The 22633-nt window shown below is 36.0% G+C and carries 29 protein-coding genes; 15 read left to right on the top strand and 14 right to left on the bottom strand.

The features are described 5' to 3' along the window. Nucleotides 1–40 precede the first annotated feature (40 nt). The 3 genes from msr(E) to BEN71_RS00340 form a co-directional block, all read right to left on the bottom strand. Nucleotides 41–1516 (bottom strand): ABC-F type ribosomal protection protein Msr(E), encoded by a 1476-nt coding sequence (gene msr(E) / locus BEN71_RS00350; protein ID WP_000052512.1) that lies wholly within the window; start codon nt 1514–1516, stop codon nt 41–43. A gap of 492 nt (nt 1517–2008) precedes the next feature. Next, nucleotides 2009–2281, bottom strand: a complete 273-nt coding sequence (gene nadS / locus BEN71_RS00345; protein ID WP_000369781.1) for a NadS family protein — start codon at nt 2279–2281, stop codon at nt 2009–2011. Next, nucleotides 2274–2594: a type II toxin-antitoxin system RelE/ParE family toxin gene (locus tag BEN71_RS00340; RefSeq protein ID WP_000897307.1), complete on the bottom strand. Its 321-nt coding sequence runs from the start codon at nt 2592–2594 to the stop codon at nt 2274–2276. Before BEN71_RS00340 ends, nadS (BEN71_RS00345) begins: the two co-directional genes overlap by 8 nt. 139 nt (nt 2595–2733) lie before the next feature. Here BEN71_RS00340 and BEN71_RS00335 point away from each other — a divergent pair, with 139 nt between their 5' ends. Then, the gene (locus tag BEN71_RS00335; RefSeq protein ID WP_001180106.1) at nt 2734–3153 is read left to right on the top strand and encodes an SMI1/KNR4 family protein; all 420 of its coding nucleotides are present in this window, start codon (nt 2734–2736) and stop codon (nt 3151–3153) included. Between the two features lie 183 nt (nt 3154–3336). On the opposite strand, the gene BEN71_RS19160 is transcribed toward BEN71_RS00335, so the two are convergent. From BEN71_RS19160 to mobQ, 4 genes are all read right to left on the bottom strand, one after another. Then, nucleotides 3337–3480: a hypothetical protein gene (locus BEN71_RS19160; protein WP_166135746.1), complete on the bottom strand. Its 144-nt coding sequence runs from the start codon at nt 3478–3480 to the stop codon at nt 3337–3339. A 12-nt stretch (nt 3481–3492) separates the two neighbouring features. Further along, nucleotides 3493–4047: a plasmid replication DNA-binding protein gene (locus BEN71_RS00330; RefSeq protein WP_068975321.1), complete on the bottom strand. Its 555-nt coding sequence runs from the start codon at nt 4045–4047 to the stop codon at nt 3493–3495. 3 nt (nt 4048–4050) lie between these two features. After that, nucleotides 4051–4995 (bottom strand): replication initiation protein RepM, encoded by a 945-nt coding sequence (repM, locus tag BEN71_RS00325; RefSeq protein WP_068912167.1) that lies wholly within the window; start codon nt 4993–4995, stop codon nt 4051–4053. A 638-nt stretch (nt 4996–5633) separates the two neighbouring features. Then, nucleotides 5634–7385, bottom strand: coding sequence for a MobQ family relaxase (gene mobQ, locus BEN71_RS00320; protein WP_068975320.1), 1752 nt, complete (start codon nt 7383–7385; stop codon nt 5634–5636). A gap of 258 nt (nt 7386–7643) precedes the next feature. On the opposite strand from mobQ, the gene BEN71_RS00315 reads away from it, so the two are divergent. The 6 genes from BEN71_RS00315 (at nt 7644) to BEN71_RS00290 (ending at nt 11310) form a co-directional block, all read left to right on the top strand. Then, nucleotides 7644–8018 (top strand): hypothetical protein, encoded by a 375-nt coding sequence (locus BEN71_RS00315; protein ID WP_086322809.1) that lies wholly within the window; start codon nt 7644–7646, stop codon nt 8016–8018. Between the two features lie 183 nt (nt 8019–8201). Then, nucleotides 8202–8714, top strand: coding sequence for a hypothetical protein (locus tag BEN71_RS19130; protein WP_068975319.1), 513 nt, complete (start codon nt 8202–8204; stop codon nt 8712–8714). Between the two features lie 86 nt (nt 8715–8800). After that, nucleotides 8801–9933, top strand: a protein-coding gene (locus tag BEN71_RS00305; protein WP_223155595.1) for an IS3-like element ISAba14 family transposase whose coding sequence is annotated in 2 segments (ribosomal slippage) — nt 8801–9053 and nt 9053–9933 — 1134 coding nt in all. Because the reading frame shifts where the segments join, the coding sequence is not laid out codon by codon here. 93 nt (nt 9934–10026) lie between these two features. Next, nucleotides 10027–10518, top strand: coding sequence for a hypothetical protein (locus BEN71_RS00300; RefSeq protein WP_068976126.1), 492 nt, complete (start codon nt 10027–10029; stop codon nt 10516–10518). Next, nucleotides 10511–10846 carry an STAS-like domain-containing protein gene (locus BEN71_RS00295; RefSeq protein ID WP_068976125.1) on the top strand — a complete coding sequence of 112 codons (336 nt, stop codon included), beginning with the start codon at nt 10511–10513 and terminating at the stop codon, nt 10844–10846. Before BEN71_RS00300 ends, BEN71_RS00295 begins: the two co-directional genes overlap by 8 nt. Beyond that, complete coding sequence (locus BEN71_RS00290; protein ID WP_068976124.1) at nt 10843–11310, top strand: hypothetical protein; 468 nt, start codon at nt 10843–10845, stop codon at nt 11308–11310. Before BEN71_RS00295 ends, BEN71_RS00290 begins: the two co-directional genes overlap by 4 nt. A gap of 223 nt (nt 11311–11533) precedes the next feature. Here BEN71_RS00290 and BEN71_RS00285 read toward each other — a convergent pair. From BEN71_RS00285 to BEN71_RS00270, 4 genes are all read right to left on the bottom strand, one after another. Next, a protein-coding gene (locus tag BEN71_RS00285) for an IS3-like element ISAba14 family transposase (protein WP_223155595.1) occupies nt 11534–12666 on the bottom strand; the annotation gives its coding sequence in 2 pieces (ribosomal slippage) (nt 11534–12414 and nt 12414–12666; 1134 coding nt in all). Between the two features lie 49 nt (nt 12667–12715). Continuing rightward, complete coding sequence (locus tag BEN71_RS00280; protein ID WP_068976016.1) at nt 12716–13378, bottom strand: SH3 domain-containing protein; 663 nt, start codon at nt 13376–13378, stop codon at nt 12716–12718. A gap of 113 nt (nt 13379–13491) precedes the next feature. After that, on the bottom strand, nt 13492–13764 hold the full coding sequence (gene nadS, locus BEN71_RS00275; RefSeq protein ID WP_000369781.1) for a NadS family protein: 273 nt from the start codon (nt 13762–13764) through the stop codon (nt 13492–13494). Further along, nucleotides 13757–14077 carry a type II toxin-antitoxin system RelE/ParE family toxin gene (locus BEN71_RS00270; RefSeq protein WP_058971762.1) on the bottom strand — a complete coding sequence of 107 codons (321 nt, stop codon included), beginning with the start codon at nt 14075–14077 and terminating at the stop codon, nt 13757–13759. The genes nadS (BEN71_RS00275) and BEN71_RS00270 overlap by 8 nt, the downstream gene beginning before the upstream one ends. A 166-nt stretch (nt 14078–14243) precedes the next feature. Between BEN71_RS00270 and BEN71_RS00265 the strand changes: the two genes are divergently transcribed. The 8 genes from BEN71_RS00265 (at nt 14244) to BEN71_RS00225 (ending at nt 20626) form a co-directional block, all read left to right on the top strand. Then, nucleotides 14244–14504 (top strand): hypothetical protein, encoded by a 261-nt coding sequence (locus tag BEN71_RS00265; RefSeq protein WP_068976015.1) that lies wholly within the window; start codon nt 14244–14246, stop codon nt 14502–14504. A 97-nt stretch (nt 14505–14601) separates the two neighbouring features. Continuing rightward, a protein-coding gene (locus BEN71_RS00260) for an IS3 family transposase (protein WP_117276768.1) occupies nt 14602–15761 on the top strand; the annotation gives its coding sequence in 2 pieces (ribosomal slippage) (nt 14602–14836 and nt 14836–15761; 1161 coding nt in all). A gap of 122 nt (nt 15762–15883) precedes the next feature. Continuing rightward, on the top strand, nt 15884–16198 hold the full coding sequence (locus BEN71_RS00255) for a hypothetical protein (RefSeq protein WP_058971764.1): 315 nt from the start codon (nt 15884–15886) through the stop codon (nt 16196–16198). Nucleotides 16199–16796: 598 nt separating this feature from the next. Beyond that, entirely contained in the window at nt 16797–17171 is a 375-nt protein-coding gene (locus tag BEN71_RS00245; protein WP_068975488.1) for a type IV pilin protein, read from the top strand. A gap of 14 nt (nt 17172–17185) precedes the next feature. After that, a complete protein-coding gene (locus BEN71_RS19475) occupies nt 17186–17653 on the top strand; it encodes a pilus assembly FimT family protein (protein ID WP_068975487.1) in 468 nt (155 codons plus the stop codon). Next, complete coding sequence (locus tag BEN71_RS00235) at nt 17631–18008, top strand: prepilin-type N-terminal cleavage/methylation domain-containing protein (RefSeq protein WP_068975486.1); 378 nt, start codon at nt 17631–17633, stop codon at nt 18006–18008. Before BEN71_RS19475 ends, BEN71_RS00235 begins: the two co-directional genes overlap by 23 nt. Before the next feature lie 5 nt (nt 18009–18013). Continuing rightward, entirely contained in the window at nt 18014–18619 is a 606-nt protein-coding gene (locus BEN71_RS00230) for a hypothetical protein (RefSeq protein WP_152033024.1), read from the top strand. Between the two features lie 150 nt (nt 18620–18769). Next, nucleotides 18770–20626: a hypothetical protein gene (locus BEN71_RS00225; RefSeq protein WP_152033023.1), complete on the top strand. Its 1857-nt coding sequence runs from the start codon at nt 18770–18772 to the stop codon at nt 20624–20626. A 332-nt stretch (nt 20627–20958) separates the two neighbouring features. Here BEN71_RS00225 and BEN71_RS19155 read toward each other — a convergent pair whose 3' ends face one another. The 3 genes from BEN71_RS19155 to repM (BEN71_RS00215) are packed head-to-tail and all read right to left on the bottom strand — an operon-like array spanning nt 20959 to nt 22633. Continuing rightward, on the bottom strand, nt 20959–21102 hold the full coding sequence (locus BEN71_RS19155) for a hypothetical protein (RefSeq protein ID WP_001125248.1): 144 nt from the start codon (nt 21100–21102) through the stop codon (nt 20959–20961). Between the two features lie 12 nt (nt 21103–21114). Then, nucleotides 21115–21690, bottom strand: coding sequence for a plasmid replication DNA-binding protein (locus tag BEN71_RS00220; RefSeq protein ID WP_046128056.1), 576 nt, complete (start codon nt 21688–21690; stop codon nt 21115–21117). Then, nucleotides 21683–22633, bottom strand: coding sequence for a replication initiation protein RepM (repM, locus tag BEN71_RS00215; protein ID WP_068975483.1), 951 nt, complete (start codon nt 22631–22633; stop codon nt 21683–21685). The genes BEN71_RS00220 and repM (BEN71_RS00215) overlap by 8 nt, the downstream gene beginning before the upstream one ends.

Here is a 22633-nt window from a genome sequence, read left to right as displayed (position 1 = left end):
AAGAGTTCAATAATTAATGTTCGGATTAGATTGGCTATCATTAACAATCTCTCTCAAAAGTCTTGATGATTTTGTGGTCTTTGATCTCGTAGATAATGTCAGCAATATTATCGACCAATTGCTTGTCATGAGATACGAAGATAATAGTTCCTGCATAGGACTTCATCATTGTTTCTAATGCGGCAATACTTTTTAGGTCAAGATAGTTTCCTGGTTCATCCATAAGCAAAATATTATATTTTCCTAAAAGCATTTTGGATAAAAGCAGTTTGATGATTTCACCTCCCGATAAGTCGGATAAGTTTTTTTGAATATCATTCGCTCCGATCCCCATTGAAGCCAATACTGCACGAATTTCCGCAACTGTGTACTCGCACTCTTCCTGCATAAAGGAGAGCACAGATTTATGCGTGTTAAATTTATATCCTGTTTGTGTAAAGTAGCCAATTTCAGCTTTTGGAGATATGGTTAATCCATCAGCACGTTCTGATATCATTTTTAACAAGGACGTTTTCCCTGTTCCATTCGATCCAGTTATAGCGACTTTAGCGCCAAGCGGTATTATAAAGTTAGCGTCATCAAAGATAGTACGGCTACCAAATTTTAAGCTCAGACCATCTGCCGTAATCGGGAACTTATTGTGCAGTTCTAGGGCTGAACTTTGACGAAAACGAATAGAACGCAAATGCTCTGGTGCTTGAATATCTTCTAATGCAGCCAAACGCTTTTCCATACTCTTAGCTGCCTGATACAGTTTTCTTTGCTTGGTGCCAGTCATTTTTGCATGCCCAAGTCGTCCAGCACTTTCGGTAGAGTTTTTGGATTTTTCTCCTTTTTTCTTATTGTCTAATCGATTAGCTTGCTGGCGTTTTTCTTGCACAGCAGATTCTAATCGCTCCCGTTCCTTCATCATCAGCTCATATTCTACGGCTTGGTGTTGTCGCTCTTCTTCTTTTTGACGCAAGTAATCCGAGTAACCACCCCAATATTCCGTAATTTTACCGTCTTTTAACTCCCATATCTTGTCTACAACCATATCAAGAAAATATCGGTCATGACTGATAACAAGTAATGCTCCATCAAATGCTTTAAGTTGACCAATAAGTAGATCTATTCCATTGAGATCAAGGTGGCTGGTTGGTTCATCCGCTAGAATGCCATGTACTTGTTGGGAAAATGCGGCAGCAATTTTTGCACGAGTTTCCTCTCCGCCACTCATTGTGTCGTTTTGTACATTGGAAACACCAAGGCGAGATAACATTGCCCGGTCTTCGACCGTTTCTATTTCGATTCCGCCCAGTTGGCTGATATGTGCAAAATCACCAAAACGCTGTAATGTCGCTTCGGCTAAAACAATTTCGCCATTAAGTACTTTGAGTAAACTACTCTTTCCTGCTCCGTTATCACCCACAAGACCAATACGGTCATAAGAGTGAATTTCCAATTCATCAATATCCAAAACATCACGCCCAGCATAATCCAAGCGTATGTTTCTCGCTTTAATAATTAAACTCATTTTTATTTACTCCTGTTTAGCTCTTGAAATTTTTTATGCAGCAAACAGGATTTAGGTGAAAACAAAAGCTAGCATCACAGTGTCCTCCCAAAAAAAAAGCTATTCATCCACAGGGTGGACAAATAGCTAGTCAATTAAGTTATAACTGGAAACTATGCACTAAAAGCATACTTATAAATTAAGCATACTTTTACTTTATATATCCGCATATATTCTTAAAGACACAACAAAAGCCCACCATTATAAAATAGTGTCACTATGCAAATAGTTGTGTCTTAACGAATGCGGATAGAATGCATAAACTTACCTAAAAAATAAAATTCAGTTTTATGATAACTTTACTGTTAAAAGAAGTCTAGACAACCTTGTTTTATGCTTGGATATAAGGCTTATTTTAAAATAATAGTAGTGAAGATTTTCTAAAATTAACATAATACACCTTATACGAAATAAAAATGGGAGCCTTAAGCTCCCATTTTTTAAGTAATTTTTTCAAATAAGGCTTGGGTGAGCATCTAAAATTCGAATCAATGTAGCTGCTGGTCCAGTTGGATAGCGTCGTCCCTGTTCCCAATTTTGCAGGGTACGGGGGCTAATATGTAGACGTGCAGCAAATTCATTTTGGCTCAAGCCAGTTTTTTCACGTACTTCTTTAATATCAGGCAATTCGAGTTCTGTAACTCGGCTTGCTTTAACTTCTTTACGTTTGATAGCTCCAGCTTCTTTGATTGAAGCAACCAAGTCATCAAATAAGTTGTTATCCATGAAATTGCTCCTTCACGAGTTGGTGCAGAATGGCGGTTTCCTTATCTGTTAAATTATCTTTTACTGATTTTGGATAAGCCACTAAGAAAAAGATCTGATCATCCTCGGTGACCCAATAATAAATCACCCGTATCCCACCACTTTTCCCTTTGTTACCTTGAGCACAACGTACTTTGCGAATACCACCGCCATTCTTGATTAGGTCACCTCTATCAGGCTGTACCAAAAGATCTTGCTGAAGTTGACGATATTCCTCATCAGATACAAGGTCTTTAATTTGCTTGGTAAAGATGCTGGTTTCAATAAATAACATGGACTCTTTATACGTCAATGGCGTATTTGAATTTTAGCAGTTTCCATAACAAAAAACGAGAGCTGGTAGATCTCGTTTCGCATAACAGCCATTATGTTAAATTGTAGTAAGAACTTTAATGCGATAGAGCAGAATGTATATGCAAAATAAGCTTGATAACATTATTCAAGAATTAAAAGAACTATCTGGGAATAGTCGTCTAAACATAGAACTACCTGATGATATTTTCATATCTGCTTATGAACGAAAAATAGGTTTTATTTTTCCAAAAGATTATAAAAAAGTTTTGAAAGAGATTAGCAATATCTTTTATGGAACAATTGAATTAGCGTCTCTTACAGATGAGAAAGAATGCTATCGAGGGCTATCTCAGATATTAAATGATGCTAGGGAGCAAGGTCTGCCAGAAGATTGGCTACCTATTTGTGAAGATAATGGTAGTTATTATTGCCTATCTCCTAATCATAAAATTAGATATTGGACAGCAGATGGATATAGCGATGAGCAGTGGGAAGATTTAGCAGATTGGATCAAGCAAGTTTGGATAGATGGAAATTAAGAATTTCTAAAATTAACATAATACACCTTATACGAAATGCGTTATAATTATCCTTATAATTCAACGCTGTAGTTCCTAGTTGATAGCCCGAGTTTCCATGACCGGGCTTTTTTTATGATTTTTCACGTTCCACGCCTATTATTTAAGCAATGTTTCACGATTTTGATTAGCTCAATTGAATAATCAGGATGACTGGTCTTTTTCTTTTTGGCGTTTATCCAGCTCTTTTTTCAGCTCCTTTTTATCCTGGTACGATGCGATCAGCATGATCGGGATCAACAGCGGGGCCACAATAATGCCTAGGGCAATGTCTTTCAGTTTCGGCATGATCTTTCTCCCTTAGTCATTATCAAAAACAGCATTCAGTACACGGCCAAATAAGCCACGTTTTTTCTTTGTCTCATAATGCGTATTTGGTACGTGTTTTGGTGTTTCATTAGGGCGTGTCACCAATGTCTCATGGGATGTTTTAATTTCACTATCTCTATTATTATCAATAGTTTCACTTATTCCACTATTGTTGTCGCATGGTGCATCATTGGAATGTGTCACTGGTGTATCATGAGACATTTTTTCTTCAGACTCTTTATGCCCTAATAGCAATTGAAAGCGGTCTATTTGATCTAAATAGCGTTTCTCACGATCTTTGTATGACTCAATTTCCTTTTTCATAAAATCAACAAGCTGACGTAAATCAGCATCATCTTTAGACTGATCCACTTCTTGTTTTTGTTCATGCTTTTTGATCGGCTCTCCAAAGCATCGGATGACTTCTGCAATATCAAAAAGACCATCAGCGCTTCGAGATATACGCCCTTCTTTTATGGCCCTATATAGCGTAGAACGACTGACGTTAAAGCGGTTAGATACTTCACTTAGTGATAATTTAGCCATTTACTAAATCCTTTTATTTAATGGCATATATCCCACTTTTTTTAGGTATGGATATAGTTCTTTGATTTTTTCAGGATCGTGAAGCATCTCAGCAATACGAATAGCAAATTGTGGATAGCTTTCAGTTCCCTGGGAATACCGACCCATTTCCGGTAGCTCTGAAAGTTTATTGGCAAACATGTGGCGTTGTGCATCGGTCATTTGGGTAAAGAGATCTACCGTGTTTGGATCTCTTTCTGAAGGTATCGAATCAATTTTTTTATGCTTAAAAGTGAATGATAAGCCTGAGATAGATCTTCCTGTTTTGTACTGTTCGTATTTTACATGTATATCAGTCAGCTCATTGATTTGCTTTATGGCTGGTTCTAAAACACGACTTTTAAAATTAACCATTTTTTGATATTCATTCATCTCAAGTCCTAATTTTTCTCTGAACTCAGATAAAGAAATAACAGGTGTTTTTCCTACGTCTCTCCAAGCAATTAGAAACTCATATAGACGAATAGCATATTTGCTAGTTAGTTGCGCAACCTGTTTAAGTTGATAGCTCGTAAAGTGCTTTTCCAATCTTGTAATAAGAGGAACAACATCTGGTGCAAAGGTAACTTCTAATGTAGCAAGGTCATCAACATATGCAATTCGGCTAACCCAGCGGGATTTGACTACAATTTCTTTGTTTGTATCTTTATGAATTTCCTTAAAAGAGAACTTTCTTTCAAAAAGATTATTAACTGCATTTTTTAGAGCGTTATACGCAGCTTCTTTGGTGACATCAAAGCGAGAAGCATAATCAGAAGCATGGATTTCTAATTTACTGTCGGATGAGATCCCTTGGCCTGTTTCTCTTGCTCTTATTATTGATAAAAGGATAAGCCGTTGCTCGGTTACTTCGAGATTATAACTGGCATTAATTAAGGCATTATCTTTTACTACTAAGTCATTTTTCATAAGACTGCATAGGTTATAAGTGTTATTAAGACTACATTAGCATTCGATGTAATCAAATGCAAAGAAATTGTAGTCTTATGACAAAGAAATTGTAGTCTTATGACAAAGAAATTGTAGTCTTATGACAAAGAAATTGTAGTCTTATCCACCTTGAAAGCCTTGCAAACAAAGGTTTTCAGAGAGTCTAAAAGCATTAAAAACTTTAAAAATAATTAAAAGCCCAGGAAAGGAAAAATTGCCCTTGGTTTTCGCTGCGCTCAAACTCTATTGAATCTCGCTTTCGCTCGATTCGTTGGGGCAATTTTTTGGCTCATTGGGTTGTGACTTTAAAAAAAAGCAAAAGCAGCTCGGAATTCGCTTCGCTCATGAGCTTTTTACTCGCTTCGCTCGACATAAAGCCATCGTAATCAGTTCGCACCCATTCGGGATGCTCTGATTCTGAGTTCTTGATACACAGGGGAGCCTGTAATCAGGGAAAAACAGGTGAAAAAATTTAGATCCCTGTAGTTCGCTCGTAGACACTCGCTAAATGCTCTCATTTGCGATTTAAGAGTTTTTTCTTAACTCAACTATAAATCTACTGTGGTTTAGCAAAACATCGCTAAAAACACCGTTTTTTTGCGTTTAAATAGGGGGTATCAAGGTGAGTAATCATTATCGTTGTCATTGTTTGGCTTTTTAGGCTCATTTTTTTGCTGTTTTTCCAATTCTTGGCGTTTTAAAAATGCCAAATGTTCTCGTTCGCGTCTATCTTGTTCATAGCGTTGTTCTCTTTGCTCTCGTTCTTTACGTAATTGCTCTCTAAATTCACTTTCTCTGCGATCATTTTCAATTTTTCGTTGGCGATCCACTTCCGCTTGGCGTACTTGCTGCATTCTTTCTTGTTCAATTTTGAGATCATCTGCCCGTTTTTCGACAAGGATAGGTTTCATATCATCATTAAAATCATGCAGGGTATCGAAAGAGTGAACGTACTCTCGTTTTAGCTTTTGCCAGAAAGTGGGTTTTATCGTTGGTCGTTCAATCCCATTATTTTGCAGTATCTCTGAGCATTGGCCTAAGCGTTTGACGACATTCTCAATATCGTATTCTTTAGCAAGTTGTTCGACCTCTGTTGCGTATTCTCTCCAGTTCTCATTTTTTGCCTGTTCTACTGATTTTTCAGTCGCATAAAAATCGGGTTTTTTTATATCTCTGTAAGTATGATGATAAGAGTCATAAAACAAATTATTGCTATGTAGGTAAAAATCGCTTTTGTTTTCTGCTAACCATCGTTTTGTCTTGGTGAGATTTGATTCAATCTGCTTTTGATTATCAGCAGCATTGCTTTGAATGGTGTAAAACTGATTGGCAAATTCTGCATAAATATCTTGGCACCGGATGAAGTCATCATATGCGTTGTCGATCTGTTGAACCTGTTGTTCTTGCAGGCGTTCTTCTTCTAGGTTGAGATTTACTAATTCTGCTAAAAGCTCTTTTTCTTCTGCTTCGGTTAACTGAAGTTCGTTTTCCAGCTGGGTAATCTGATCTTCTAATCGACTTGGAACAATAATTTCTTGATCAAGGCCCTTGATGATCTGTTGGTATTCTCGTGTAGCATCTAAATTTTTGGCTTTGATTGCATCATTTTCAAGTGCAATTCTTGGTAGCACAATTTCAGTGTTACGTTCTTCAAGCGGTCTTTTTTGTTCCTCGTCATATTGTCTGCGAAGTGCTGTAGCTTCATGCCCTTCATGATGAGTGGGTTCAAGAAAGTCTAAGCCCTGATCCTTGTAACTCCGGTGGTCGATGCGTTCGTCTAGTCCGGCATTTTCCAATACTGTGTTTACAACATTGGCAAAAGTTGCTCGGCTGTCCTTCAGGATCTCGGGACCATGGTCGTTGAAGATTCTTTGTTTCTTTCCTAATTCGCCTTTTTCATTGATGAGTCTGGTAGTGAACATCATGTGTACGTGATAGTTTTTATTATTGGTTTCATCGTTATGTTCATGTGGTGCATGGATGCAGGCATCGACAATAACATTGTGCTTGTTCACAAAGTCTCGGCAAAAGTCATCAACGATTTTTATGCGTTCTGCATCTGTTAATTCATGTGGTAAAGCACAGATATATTCTTTGGCGAGTCGTGCATTGGCTTTCATTGAGCCATTGGCATTGAATTCTTTTTTTTCTACTGTATTCCAAAGTGTTTGACGGTCTAAAAGTTTTGTATTGGTATGTTCTGGTGCATAAATATTTTTGTATTCAAGTCCCTTTTTTTTAGTGTAGTCCTGAGTCTTTCCAAAAGTCAGATCCTCTAATTTTTCACAGGCACGATAAGCAGCACAAGCAACGGCTGAACGTCCGTCACTTCGTGAGATGTTGCTTTCATTCAAATGAAAAATTGCCACTTTAAAAACCTAAATTTCTGCATACCGTGGTTTTGATTTTTGCAACTTTGAAAAAGTTGCTGACCATGCTAAAGCGAGGTCATGGGGTACAGGGGTTTCCCCTGTCGCAACGTCCACTTTTGAATGAAATGATAAAAGTGGGTAAGTGCGCCCTTCGTTTCACTCCGGGAAAACTTCGCTTCGCTACGTTTGATATTGCTCGCTTTGTTTTTTGACTCTATGATGATGTTTGATTATTGATCATCACGGTTTAATACTATGTCAGATATTCAAGAAAAGAAAGATGCAGTTTTAAAGAAACTCACCAAAGCACAGCAGAAAAAATTATCCCTGCAAGAGCAAATTGAGTATTTAAAAAAAGAACAAGAGCAGATCTTAGAACAGGCAAAACAGAAACAGAATGAGCTTAAACTCAAACAGCAAAAACTTTTAAGCGAAGCAAAAGCCCAAGAACGGAAAAATGAAACTAGACGGAAAATTTTGCTTGGCGCTTGGGTTTTGAATAAATTTAAGAATGATGAATCTTTTAAACATCAATGGGCTGATTTTGAGCAGTTTTTAAGTGCGGAAAGTAAGACAGAAGAAAATAGACAGAAAGATAAAGAGCTTTTTAATGATCTTTTTAAGGGATAAGTTCTAAATTTCATATAAGAGATTTTATGTTAAATAGCTATTGAAGCATTTGGGTTAGGTCGAGCCAGAGATACTATTTTCATTAAAATAAACATATACTTAATTTTTTGTTATTTATAATTTTTTATGAAACGACTGAGCTTAAAACAGAAAGTTAGAAATATGCGTATACAGGAAATACGTATGATTCAACGAATCAAAAAAAATAAAAAAAATAAAAAAAATTGTAGAACTGGTGAGGAGCAACTTAGAACAATAATTACTTTACCAATGCCTCCATTTATCACAATATTTTTGAACAAAAATAGAACTAAGTTATTGAAATTAACAAATAAATTAAGAGATTATTATTTTAGAAAAAATATATGTATGAAATTAGACTTTTCTAAAACAAAAAAAATGTTTACGGAAGGAACTCTATATTTATTAGCAGAATTAGAAACTTTGAAAATTACAAATCCTGATATTAAATTTAGCCTAATTCCATCAAAAGAAGTTATTGTTAATCAGGTTCTTAAACAAACAGGAATATTAGAACTACTAGGAGTATCTCTTAATTTTGAAGACATGGAATTTGATGAAACAGTCAAGTATTGGAAATACTCGTCTGGACATAAGGTTGAGATGGATTCTGCTGAAGATATGTTAGATGATTTTGATGATCTTCTATCTGAAAGTAGTAGTACTAGTATATAGAGATGGATCCGTAAATTTGAACAACTCCTATAAGTGATATTCTGCTCCTCAAATGATGTTATAAACATCAATATATGGAGTATTTTATGGCACGTAGACCAAGAAGAAATCATTCAAATGATTTTAAAGCTAAGGTAGCACTTGCTGCGATTAAAGCAGAAAAAACACTTGCTGAATTGAGTGCTGAGTTTGATGTTCATCAAAACCAAATTATTGACTGGAAAAATCAATTGATCTCAGCTTCCTCGCAAGCTTTCGATCAATCAAAAGCTCCAACAGAACCACCCATCGATCTAAAAAAACTACATGCAAAAATCGGTGAGCAGGCATTAGAAATTGATTTTTTAGAAGGTGTGTTGAAGAAACTGGGCCGCTTCAACCACAAAAGTTAATCGACGACTCACTTCAGATTTCAGTATCTAAGCAAGCTAAGCTGCTGAAAGTCTCCCGTGGTTGTTATTACTATCGCCCAAAACCTGTGAGTGCATCAGATCTGAAGCTGATGCGATGTATTGATGAATTACATATGCAATATCCTTTTGCAGGCAGTCGTATGATGCGTGATTTGTTGAATCGTCAAGGACATCATATAGGACGACGTCATACACGTACTTTAATGAAGAAAATGGGTATTCAGGCGTTATATTGCAAACCAAATTTAAGCCAGGCTAATCAAGCTCACCGTAAATATCCATATCTGCTCAAAGGGTTGGCTATTCAGCGCAGTAATCAAGTGTGGTCTACGGATATAACGTATATCCCTATGGCAAAAGGCTTTGTTTATTTATGTGCTGTGATTGATTGGCATAGCCGCAAGGTACTTGCGCATAGGGTATCGATTAGTATGGAGGTGGATTTTTGTATTTCGGCTTTAAATGAAGCGATTGAAAAATATGGTCGACCTGAAATATTTAATACAGACCAAGGCAGCCAGTTTACCAGTGATGCATTTATTGATGTATTGAAATCAAATGGCATTCAAATCAGTATGGATGGTAAAGGTCGATGGGTAGATAATGTGATGGTTGAACGATTATGGCGGAGCGTTAAATATGAAGAGGTGTATCTCAAAGCTTATAGCAGTGTCACAGATGCGAAAAAGCAATTAAGTGCATATTTTGAGTTTTATAATTTGAAACGACCTCATTCGAGTCTAGACAAAATGACACCAAATGAGTTTTACTATGATCAGCTACCCCAACAAAACAAGGTGGCTTAACTAGAGCGGAATATCACTTATAAATACGCTTTTAGTTGTTCAAACAAGTGGGACCACCTCTCATATTTGGAAAAGAGATTCATCAATGATCCTATGAAAGCAAAGAAATGGTGGATATTCTCCCAAGAGAAAGACAACAAGCTGTCTATTTGTGTGTGTGATTTAGGTATAGGCATTCCTAAATCTCTACTGAGAAACTCAGAGAATGTTGCTGAAGATTGGTTTTCAAGTCTTAAAAATTTCTTGAAATCGCATAAAGAAAAATATGATAGAGATAGTGCATCGATTAAAGCGGCTATTGAAATTGGCAATACAAGAACAAATCTTGTTAATAGAGGCAAAGGCTTAAATCAAATTATTAATCAAATAAGTACACTTTGTGATCACAAAGCATCTATTGCTATTCTAAGCAATAAAGGATCTTATATTATTAATAGAGGTATGATTGAAGATCGGCCTTTAACAGGTATAGTAGATGGGTTCTCGTTACCATATAAACAATCAATAGATGGAACCGTAATCCTATGGGAAATCCCTATTGATAAGCAGATCTCCGACAACGCTTCAGGAGCATCTCATGAGTAAAAGTGTTATGAAAATCAATGTAGCAAGACAATTCTCAAAAAACCCTGCGGGGCGCTATGTTTCTGATGGTAAAAATTCAGGAGAGGTTTTTTTAAAAAATCTGTTAATTCCTGCTATCACTACCCATGATGAGGTTGAAATTGATTTTGATGGAGTTAGAGGATATGGATCTTCTTTCTTAGAAGAAGCTTTTGGTGGATTAATTCGTTTAACAGGTATGAGTGTTAATGAGTTTAAAGCTAAAGTAAAAATTCTCAGTAGAGATCCCTACCTGTTACCTGAAATTAATAGTTATGTTCAAGATGCTGATAGAGCTTTTGCTAAGTGATAGCTGATATTTTTAAAACATATTTTCTGCCATTACTACCATCCTTATTAACCATATTAGGATGGTATATAGTTTATAAAAGAGATAACACATCTAAAGCTAATACCATTCACAATAAAAGAATTGAGGCAGCACAGAAAACTATTGATGAGATAGCAGCATCAGCAAAGACTTATTATTCTTACTCAGGTAGCGATGAAGAAGCTAAAAAGTTAGAACCTATTCTTACAACAAGTTTACAGAAACTTGGTGTTTATATCTCTTTGGTTAGTGACCAACTAAAAGATGATGGTCAAAAACTAGATTTAGAAATTAATTTTATTGAATTTAGAAAGATAATTTCTGGTGGTAATTTTGGAACTTTATCTAGGCAAAAGATAGGAGCTGACAATCAACTTTACAATGATATCAACATGATTAGTAACGACTTATTTTTAAGTTTAGAAAAAAATCTAAAAATCTAAAAATAAATTTCATGCTTATCGTAGAGCATTAGTCTATTTGTCATCGACAGCTAAAGAAGAGTTAAAATCATATTTATTTTTAACTCTTTTTATATAAACTTCAGATACATACCCTTCAAGGTCTATATTATTTATATTCACAGAAACTTTAACCCATCTATTAGAGGTGGTCCCACTTGTTTGAACAACTAAAAGCGTATTTATAAGTGATATTCCGCTCTAGTTAAGCCACCTTGTTTTGTTGGGGTAGCTGATCATAGTAAAACTCATTTGGTGTCATTTTGTCTAGACTCGAATGAGGTCGTTTCAAATTATAAAACTCAAAATATGCACTTAATTGCTTTTTCGCATCTGTGACACTGCTATAAGCTTTGAGATACACCTCTTCATATTTAACGCTCCGCCATAATCGTTCAACCATCACATTATCTACCCATCGACCTTTACCATCCATACTGATTTGAATGCCATTTGATTTCAATACATCAATAAATGCATCACTGGTAAACTGGCTGCCTTGGTCTGTATTAAATATTTCAGGTCGACCATATTTTTCAATCGCTTCATTTAAAGCCGAAATACAAAAATCCACCTCCATACTAATCGATACCCTATGCGCAAGTACCTTGCGGCTATGCCAATCAATCACAGCACATAAATAAACAAAGCCTTTTGCCATAGGGATATACGTTATATCCGTAGACCACACTTGATTACTGCGCTGAATAGCCAACCCTTTGAGCAGATATGGATATTTACGGTGAGCTTGATTAGCCTGGCTTAAATTTGGTTTGCAATATAACGCCTGAATACCCATTTTCTTCATTAAAGTACGTGTATGACGTCGTCCTATATGATGTCCTTGACGATTCAACAAATCACGCATCATACGACTGCCTGCAAAAGGATATTGCATATGTAATTCATCAATACATCGCATCAGCTTCAGATCTGATGCACTCACAGGTTTTGGGCGATAGTAATAACAACCACGGGAGACTTTCAGCAGCTTAGCTTGCTTAGATACTGAAATCTGAAGTGAGTCGTCGATTAACTTTTGTGGTTGAAGCGGCCCAGTTTCTTCAACACACCTTCTAAAAAATCAATTTCTAATGCCTGCTCACCGATTTTTGCATGTAGTTTTTTTAGATCGATGGGTGGTTCTGTTGGAGCTTTTGATTGATCGAAAGCTTGCGAGGAAGCTGAGATCAATTGATTTTTCCAGTCAATAATTTGGTTTTGATGAACATCAAACTCAGCACTCAATTCAGCAAGTGTTTTTTCTGCTTTAATCGCAGCAAGTGCTACCTTAGCTTTAAAATCATTTGAATGATTTCTTCTTGGTCTACGTGCCATAAAATACTCCATATATTGATGTTTATAACATCATTTGAGGAGCAGAATATCACTTATAGGAGTTGTTCAAATTTACGGATCCATCTCTATTCGTAACTTCTTTATATACTTTCAAAGGTGTATTTCTAGGAATAACAATAATGGATTCACTTTGAAAACTTGGAGCCTCTCTTAAATGAATGCGTGAAATAGTTATACCTTTTGATTCAATATTATTCACATAGTAAATATAAGCTTCTTTAAAGTCGGAAGTTGTTTCTAAGTTATTTATATGAAACGTAAAAATAATAAATATAAATTGTAGAAAGAAATTTAAAAACCTACTTTTCTCTTCTTCGGTTTCAAAAGATTGAAGTTGCTCCGAAACATTAATTTCATCACGAATACTTTCTTCAAAAAAAGTAAAATTCTCTGTGTTAGCAATTTTCTGGTTGTTAATGTAGTTTTTTTGAAAATTTTGACTGTTTACAATCTCTACTACTAACTTTTGGAAATTTTGTAGATTTTTTTGAACTACTGGATCATTTAAGTATTTGTTAAGTGCTATAGAGGCATTTTGGATACCTATTAATGTTTGTTGTACTTCAGGCTTTTTAAAAAAAGCAATAAGTCCTGTTTGAGCATTTATTAGAGTTTGATTAATTATTTGAATGTTTTTTTGCCATTCAGGGTTATTAGTCAGTTTTTGAATTTCACTCAGTGGAATAGACAATTTTATGCTTCCTAAACTTAAAGACAATTATCAATGTTTTCTAAAATTAACATAATACACGTTATACGAATCTAAAAATGGGAGCCTTAAGCTCCCATTTTTTAAGTAATTTTTTAAATAAGACTTGGATGAGCATCTAAAATTCGAATCAATGTAGCTGCTGGTCCAGTTGGATAGCGTCGTCCCTGTTCCCAATTTTGCAGGGTACGAGGACTAATATGCAGACGTGCAGCAAACTCATTTTGGCTCAAGCCTGTTTTTTCACGTACTTCTTTAATATCTGGTAGTTCGAGTTCTGTAACTCGACTTGCTTTAACTTCTTTACGTTTGATAGCTCCAGCTTCTTTGATTGAAGCAACCAAGTCATCAAATAAGTTGTTATCCATGAAATTGCTCCTTCACGAGTTGGCGCAGAATGGCTGTTTCCTTATCTGTTAAATTATCTTTCACTGATTTTGGATAAGCCACTAAGAAAAATATCTGATCATCCTCGGTGACCCAATAATAAATCACCCGAATGCCACCACTTTTTCCTTTGTTACCTTGAGCACAACGTACTTTGCGAATACCACCGCCATTCTTGATTAGATCACCTCTATCAGGCTGTACCAAAAGATCTTCCTGAAGTTGACGATATTCCTCATCAGATACAAGGTCTTTAATTTGCTTGGTAAAGATGCTGGTTTCAATAAATAACATGGACTCTTTGTACGTCAATGGCGTACTTGTATTTTAGCAGTTTCCATAACAAAAAACGAGAGTTGTCCGCTCTCATTCCGAATAATGCCCATCATGCTAAATAAAAGGATATTCAGAAAAATATAGATGTAAAATTATGGCCAAGAAAAGTTATTTGAGTTGTTATATGAGCGTTACTGTTACTCAGCAAAAAGATATTGATAAGGTTTTGAAGAAATACCCTGATTGCTGTTCAATCTGTAAAGATCATTTTGATGATGAAGATTTGACATATACAGTTTTTGGATATGACAAAAATCAACGTATGCAAATCGTTTCAGGTTGTTGTATTGATGAGATATCAGACGTAGTGCTTCTAGGCTTATGTGGTTGTTATGACCCAAATGACATACAGAATTTAATGAAAGAGCATCCTCTAGTAGGTTAATTCTTTAAGGTGAGCTTGAAGACTTGATCCTAGACAAAATAATGGACAGCACGTCCCTCTAAAGATAACGTAACTTTAATCTTTGGAGATTCAAGAAATGGCTAAACGTTTTAGTCCCGAATTTAAACAGCAAGCGATTGATTATGCACTTTCAAACTCACACGAGTCTGTAGCTGCAATCGCCCAGAAATTAGGTGTGGGTTATTCAACATTAGATAAATGGATTCGTGAAACCAATCCGGCAGGTTCAAGCAAACGTCAACTTTCACCAGAACAACAGCGGATCGTGGAATTAGAGAAAGAAGTCAAACAGCTCAAGGAAGCCAATGACATCTTAAAAAAAGCGCATGTGTACTTTCTAACAGATCATGCCAAGAAAAGTACACGGTAATTCAAGATCTAGATATGAATGAAGTCACCGTATCTTCTGCCTGTAAATACCTAGGTGTCAGCACTTCAGGCTATTATGCCTGGCGAAAACGTCAAGCCAATACGGCACAGAAATATAATGACTTAAAAGCCGTATATTGGCAGCATCATGCACGATTGGGTGCACCTTCATTAGTACATGACATGCATGATTTAGGTTACAACATGAGCGAACGTACTATTGGAAGGATGCTAAAAAAGCTTGGTTTACGTAGCAGGATTGCGCGTAAATACAAGCATACGACTGATTCAACCCATCGTTTGCCTACAGCACCCAACTTGTTGGATCGCCAATTTACAGTTACTCAGCCTAATAAAGTCTGGACAACAGACATTACCTATATCCGCACTAAAGAAGGTTGGTTGTATTTATGTGTGATGCTAGATTTATTTAGCCGTCGTATCGTGGGGTGGCAAACCAGCCATCGAATAGACCGCCAGTTGGTGTGTGATACGTTTAACTATGCAATGGCTCGTCAGGGTTATCCAACTGGTGTTATGGTTCATTCGGACCAAGGCTCACAGTACTGTAGTCGTGATTTTAGAGCGCTGTTACTGAAAAATGATTGTACTCAGAGTATGTCTAGACGTGGAAACTGTTGGGATAATGCAGTGACTGAAAGCTTCTTTCATACATTAAAAGGTCATGTGGTACATGGCAGTGTGTTTTCGACTCGAAAAGAGGCGAATGCGGTCTTGTTTGATTATATTGAGATTTATTACAATCGGGTCAGAAGGCATTCTGCAAACGGCTGGTTAAGTCCAGAAGCCTTTGAACAGAAATATTTCAAGAATTTAGAGGGATCGATTGTCCACGATACTGTCTAGGATCAACTTTCTAAAATTAACATAATGGGCGTTATTCGGTTATTTATTGCTGATCCAAAATTTGTAAAAGAGAGTCTGGCTTAATTTAGACAGCTCTTTACTATATTTATTGAAGGTTTTTTATGAAGCACTTAGGATTTGTAGGAAAAAGTACTGAATATTTAGGGTATACCCATGTTGAAATTATCAATAGCTCATTACGCTTATCTTTCAATATTCCATCAACAAAAGATCTAGAAGAAACCTTTAAAAAGATGGTCGAAAATAACTATGATTTACTCATGGAAACATCAGCAGAAATCGAGTTCGAATTAGAAAGTGAAACGCTAGCAAAGATAGAAACCATCATAAAAGAAAAAGGGATTGAACTTGATGAGTTTGTTCAAAATGCGCTGATTAAACTTATCAACCAAAATGAATTGGCTAAGACTGATTAGATCTTAAATGCAGGCAATAAAAAAGCCCGACATCCTGTCGGGCTTTTTCGTATTGGTTCGCTTGGCTTGACTCCTGTCGTACCGCCGATCCTTGTGCGATTATTTATTTTTATTTTGCGGAACGTCCTGTTCTCTTATGACTTCATGATATTGAATACAAGGGATTGTGAACATCCGCAAAATCCCTAAATCCATGTGCGCTCAGGCGTACAAAATTGGTGGATTTTTATCCCAAGAGTTGTCCGCAGAAATTGGGGATAATTTAAGCCAGCGCTGTCTTGATAACGCAGAGAAAAATGACAATTTGATTAAATATTGATCAATTTTATTGGCAAGAAGTATCAAAATTGCTTAAAAAGAAACCGACTTATTTCCAAGTCGGCTTTTTGCTGTTTTTGAGGTCGATTAAAAATTTTTAACTATATGAAAAACAAGGATATTTTAAAAAGCATTTCGTATAACGCCCATTATGTTAAATGGATAGTGATTTTTAACTTAAAGTGGCTACAAAATTGGTAGCTATTTAGTCAATAATTCTTAATGTTTTATTTAGTCATATGCTTTATATTGTTATTTTATATTGTTTTTAGTCTTTTTTATGAATAACCAAGGTTTTACTCTAATAGAATTGATGATTGTTATTGTGATATTGGCAATTATTGCTAGCATTGCTATTCCTAGTTATTCAAATTATGTGAAGAAAGCACATATTAAAGCGGCCCAATCTGATCTAGTTGCTTTGAGTCTGGTTTTAGAAAATACATATCAAAGAACACTTAGTTATCCAGTACAAACTACATCAAATACAGCAACTACCAAAACTGCATTTAGTTCATGGAATCCAAGCGAAACGATCTTTTCTTACAAGGTAAATTCTACAGCAGGGGCATATACGATTACAGCTACTAAAGATAATTGTACTTTGACAATGAGCAATACTTCATCTTCTCCAACATCGTGTGATACATATTGAGTTTAGAGGTATCTATGAACCGTGCTTCTGGATTTTCACTGATTGAGATGATGGTTGTGGTTGCTATTCTTGGTATATTGGCAGTTGCTGGTACAGCACTTACGGTTAACTGGGTTAAACAAGCAGAAATAACCAAAACTGTTGCTTCTTTAGCAAATGCTATTAGTCTAGCAAAATCTACTTCTATTCGAAATGAGCGTGGTTTTACAGATAATTCTGCTGCATCTCAAATATGTTTAAATAGTAATAATACTCTATCTGTATATAAGCCAACATCTAGTGCCTCTGCAAGTTGTACTTCAACTTCTATTTATAGTTTTCAAATCCCTGCAAATGTTCAAATAAAAGATGTATCTAGTACGACTTTAAATTGTATTGCATTTGGGCATTTAGGTGACCAACAAAATACTCCACCTTGTACTACAGATAAAGTTTTAACTATTAAAAATGGTAGCCTCAGTGAAACATATACATTTAATTAATAACTATAATTATCAAAAAGGCTCAACTTTGCTTGAGGCACTTGTTGCATTAGTTTTAACCAGCATTATTGCTTTAGGCGGTGCGCTTAGTATTGGTAAAATTATGCAGGCTCATCGACAAAGTAATATCCAGCAAATAGCAGTTAATAAATTAAGGGTGTTATTACAGTCTGGTAGTAGTTTATGTGGTATTACACCTGCTCCTAATATTACTATAAATAATCAAAATTTAAATGTGACAGTAACCTGTACAAATCAAGCTACGACTGTGAAAGGGGCAAATGTCACTATAACAAAAACTGTCTTAAGTGTAACCGATAGTTCTTTGGGCGGTGAAGTGAAGGTGGGGGAGTAACTGTTATGAGATGTACTCAGAAGGGATCGACTATCGTTAGTTTAATGGTTGGTTTAGTTATTTCAATGCTATGTTTAATTGCCTTATTAACATTATTCAAAGCTATTGTAACAACAAGTGTTGACTCCCAACAAAATGCTCAACAAGACACACAGTTATTCAATGGTTTAACGCTTGCTCAAATGTTGGCACAAAATGCAGGTTTTGGCTTTTCTTCAGGAACAAATGTATTAATCCCTTCAAGTACCTTAGCTTTGGATAATAACATTAGTGTAGAAAGTCAAAAGGCTGTCTTATGGCGTTATTATACAACGATCAATATCCCTAATACACTAACATGTCAGGGGATAGCCAGTGTCTTAAATAATAACCAAACAAAGCTGATTTTACTCAAAGCAAACTCATGTGCTCAAACAAGTAACTTAGATAGCTTAACTTGGACAGTTGATCGAGTTTTAGCTGTTTTACCAAGCGCTTCAACAATTAGCTTTAATTTAACCACGCAAACATGTACTCCATATGGCATAGGTACAGCAGCCTCTCATTCTAAATTAACAATTACAGCAAATACATTCAGTTTTCCAGTTTGCTTGTCAAACATTACATCTTGATAGGGCACTGTGATGATAAATAAATTTCAGTCAAGTTTAAGTTCGCAGAAAGGTATAGCCACGATATTAACAGTGATGTTAGTAGGTATTGTTTTATCTGTTACTATTTTGGGGACAGCTTATTATATTAGAGCGAAACAGCATGCAGAGGTGGCTAACCATGCAGTTACCAATGCTCAATCTGGAGCTTGGATAGGTGTTGAACTTTTACGTAAATATTTTGAAAGTTTAAATAAAAATCAGATTGACAGTTTACAAATAGGAAATGCAGCAATTGGACTTTCTGGTATAACTGCTTCGATTGATTCAATTACTCCTCCAACAAACAGTACAGATCCTTATCAAATCATTGCAACAATTAAAAATGTAAGTGCTACATCTAAAGCCGCATCTAGTATTCGTGTTTTATATAATATTGTCCCTTCTACATCGTCATCTGGTGGAAGTGGAGGTGGAACGGGAACCACTTCGGCTATGGATATTTATAGTGACTTGGACTTATCGGGTGGAATTGAATTTAGTCAAAATGGTACAAGCGGTGCTTCGATTAATGTCTATGGTAACTTCTCTACAGGTGGCGTGGGATTAAAAGGAATCGATACTTTATCTACCACAGGAAATGTGACTTTAACCAGTTCTGCTCATATTAATAATATTTACACCAATGGAAATGTCACCATGACAGGAAGTGCCTCAGCCGATTTGATTTCAGCAAAAGGCTATATTGATATTAGTGGAGGTGGAACACAAGGCAATCTCAATTCGGATGGATATATAAAAATAGGTGGTGGCGTCAATGTTAATAATGCAAATACATTAAGTTATATAGATTGGTCTAGTGGGGGTACAGGGCAAACATTTACGGCTGGTAGTTATATTAAGCACAGTAATGGTACAGTGAATAATATACTTGCAAAAGATAATGTCACTTTATCTGGAGGGAATCCAGTAACAAAATATGTGACAAGTGAGAAACTTTTGACATGTCCTAATAATTGGAGTTCTTATATTTTATTAAAAGCAGTTTCATTTAGTAATAAATGCCCAACAAAAAATGTGCAAACATTACCAGCAGGTACAAACTCGATTGTTGCAACTGGTGCATTAGTAACTGTGACAGCACCAAATAAGCCTCTTGTAAATGCATTAAGTTATGAGTCACAAGCCAATTATATTGTTGATGTTGACAGTAACAAAAATATAGTTGTTACTGTACAGAATGTCGATGGAATTCCAAAAGGCACTTATTACATTGCAAAATATACGTTAAATTATAATGATTATATTGGTCAACTTTGTTCTAATATAAACCAACAGGGATTTTGTACAGGTACTTCTGTAGGTTATATTTATCCACCAAATACAGGTTCATGGAACAGTGTGATTTCTTATAGTGGCGGATCATGGTCGTTAAAGGACAATAGTGGTCAAAATCCGTCTTTGGCACCAGGTGTGTTTTTATTTAAGGGTGATCTGAAACCACAACAGGGTAAATATGCTAATACCCTTTTATCTACAGGAAGTATTGACTACGGTACATCTATTACTTTGGAGGCCCCGAACTATGCAGGAGCAAATAAGGTTTGTAATAGCACAGGTTTTGGTCGACCAACAAATCTATGCAGTTCAAGTACAGCATTAATTCCTGCAGCCATTGGTAATATTGCTTTATTAGCAGGCTCTTGTACCAATGCTACAACAGTGGCTTTATGTCAATCTACTTATTCAGGTGGTGACATCTCTCTTGGGGCACAGTCTACAGTATATGGTAATGTGATTGCAGGTAACCTTTTAAATACGTCTGGTCAAAGTTTAATAGTTGGTTCTTTATCCGCAGCAGGTCTTGGTGATACAAAAAAAGGATCTAAATTTACAGGTTCAACAACGATTGATTTATCTAGCTTAAAAGATCACCCTGATTTTTCAACAGGTGACAATAATTCAGGTTCTACATCAACTGGTTCGGGTCAAATGGTTGCTACAGTTAAATGGGCACGATATTTATAAGGGTTCCATTTTTGCCAGCTAAAACTATTTAGCTGGCATTTTTGAATTGATAGACCTCTTTATAAATCATTCCTTACTCAATTCCATATTGTAGATTCAAGCAATTAAATTAAACTTCACTTCCTAATATTCCTCAAAACTTATCAAAAATTTCCCTAAAATTAACATAATACACCTTATACGTAATGTGTTATAATTCCACTTAGAAATCAATGCTGTAGTTTCTAGTTGATAGCCCACCTTCCCCAAGGTGGGCTTTTTTTGTGATTTTTCACGTTCCACGATTAATAAGTGAGCAATGTTTCACGACTTTGTTTAGGTTAATTGAATAATCAGGATGCCTGGTCTTTTTCTTTTTGGCGTTCATTCAGCTCTTTTTTAAGTGCCTTTTTATCCTGGTAGGATGCAATCAGCATGATCGGGATCAGCAGCGGGGCCACAATAATTCCTAGGGCAATGTCTTTCAGTTTCGGCATGATCTCTCTCCCTTAGTCATTATCAAAAACAGCATTCAGCACACGGCCAAATAAGCCACGCTTTTTGTGTTGTGGCACTGCCACATTTTGCAACGTGGCATGCTGTAGCGTTTGGGTGTGGTATGCCGTAGTTTCTTGCTGTGGCACTGCCACATTTTCTGCAATATTGAATTCATTATTCTTTTTATTATCATTGTCTTGTTGTGTTGTCGCATGCTGTGGCATGTCGGTGTCGCATGCCGTAGCATCTTGTTGTGGTAATGCTGTGGCAGGTGCAACACTTTTCAGCTCAATGAGTGTTTGCATACGGTCAATTTGTTGCATTAACCGTTCTTCACGTTCTTGGTATTTTTTGACTTCATTTTCTAAATGGGCAATAAGTTTTTTTGTAGATTCATCACCTTCTTGCTTAGATGATTCAATTTTTTGAGATGTTTGCTCAGGTTCTCCAAAGCATCGGATGACCTCTGCTAGATCGAATTGGCCATCACTGGAGCGTGATAAACGTCCATTACGTACAGCTCTGTAAATGGTTGATCTATCCACATGAAATTTTTTAGATACTTCACTTAGTGATAACTTAGCCATTTACGGTGTCCTTTTTATTTGATGGCATGTATCCCACTTTTTTTAGGTATGGGGATAGTTCTTTGATTTTTTCAGGGTCTTGTAGCATCTCAGCAATACGAACAGCAAATTGAGGATAGCTTTCAGTTCCTTGTGAATAGCGACCCATTTCAGGGAGTTCTGAAAGTTTGTTTGCAAACATATGCCGTTGAGCATCGGTCATCTTTGAAAAAAGGTCTAAGGTATTCGGATCTCTTTCTATTGATGGATTATCCTTTTTCTTCTGTTTAAACGTAAAAGAAAAACCTGAAATTGATCGACCTCTTTTGTGTTGTTCATACTTCACTGTGATATCTGTATGTTCGTTAATTTGTTTAATAGCGAGCTCAAGTACACTAGTTTTAAAGCGTTCCATACGCTTGTACTCATTATCGAGTACGCCAATTCTTTGACGGAAATCACTTAGCTCTATAATTGGAGTAGAGCCCGTACTTCTCCAAGCAATTAATAACTCATATAAACGAACAGCATAAGCACTACTTAGATTACTAACTTGCTGCAATTCATATTTAGTAAAATGCTCTTCTAAGCGCGTAATTAATGGAACTATGGCAGGGGCAAAAATAAGCTTAACCACTGCTTCATTATCTACATATCCAATTTCACTAACCCAACGGGATCTATAGTTCTCAATATTCCCTCTTTCATTTATTTTTTGATAACTAAATTGTCTAGCGAATAAATCATTACAGGCATCTTTTAATGCTTGATAGGCAGTATTGCGATGTACACCAAATTGATTGATATAGCCTTCGGCATGTACTTCAAGGGGATCATTAGCATTAATCCCTTTCCCACTTTCCCTTGCTTCAACAATAGCCAATAAAATTAAACGTTGTTCTACTAAATCCAAGTTATAGCTTGCATTGATTAAGGCATTGTCTTTTACCACTAATTCTCTCAT

This window comes from Acinetobacter wuhouensis (assembly GCF_001696605.3).
GTDB lineage: Bacteria > Pseudomonadota > Gammaproteobacteria > Pseudomonadales > Moraxellaceae > Acinetobacter > Acinetobacter wuhouensis.
Note: the sequence above shows the minus strand (reverse complement) of the source record. Positions and strands in the feature narration are given on the sequence as shown.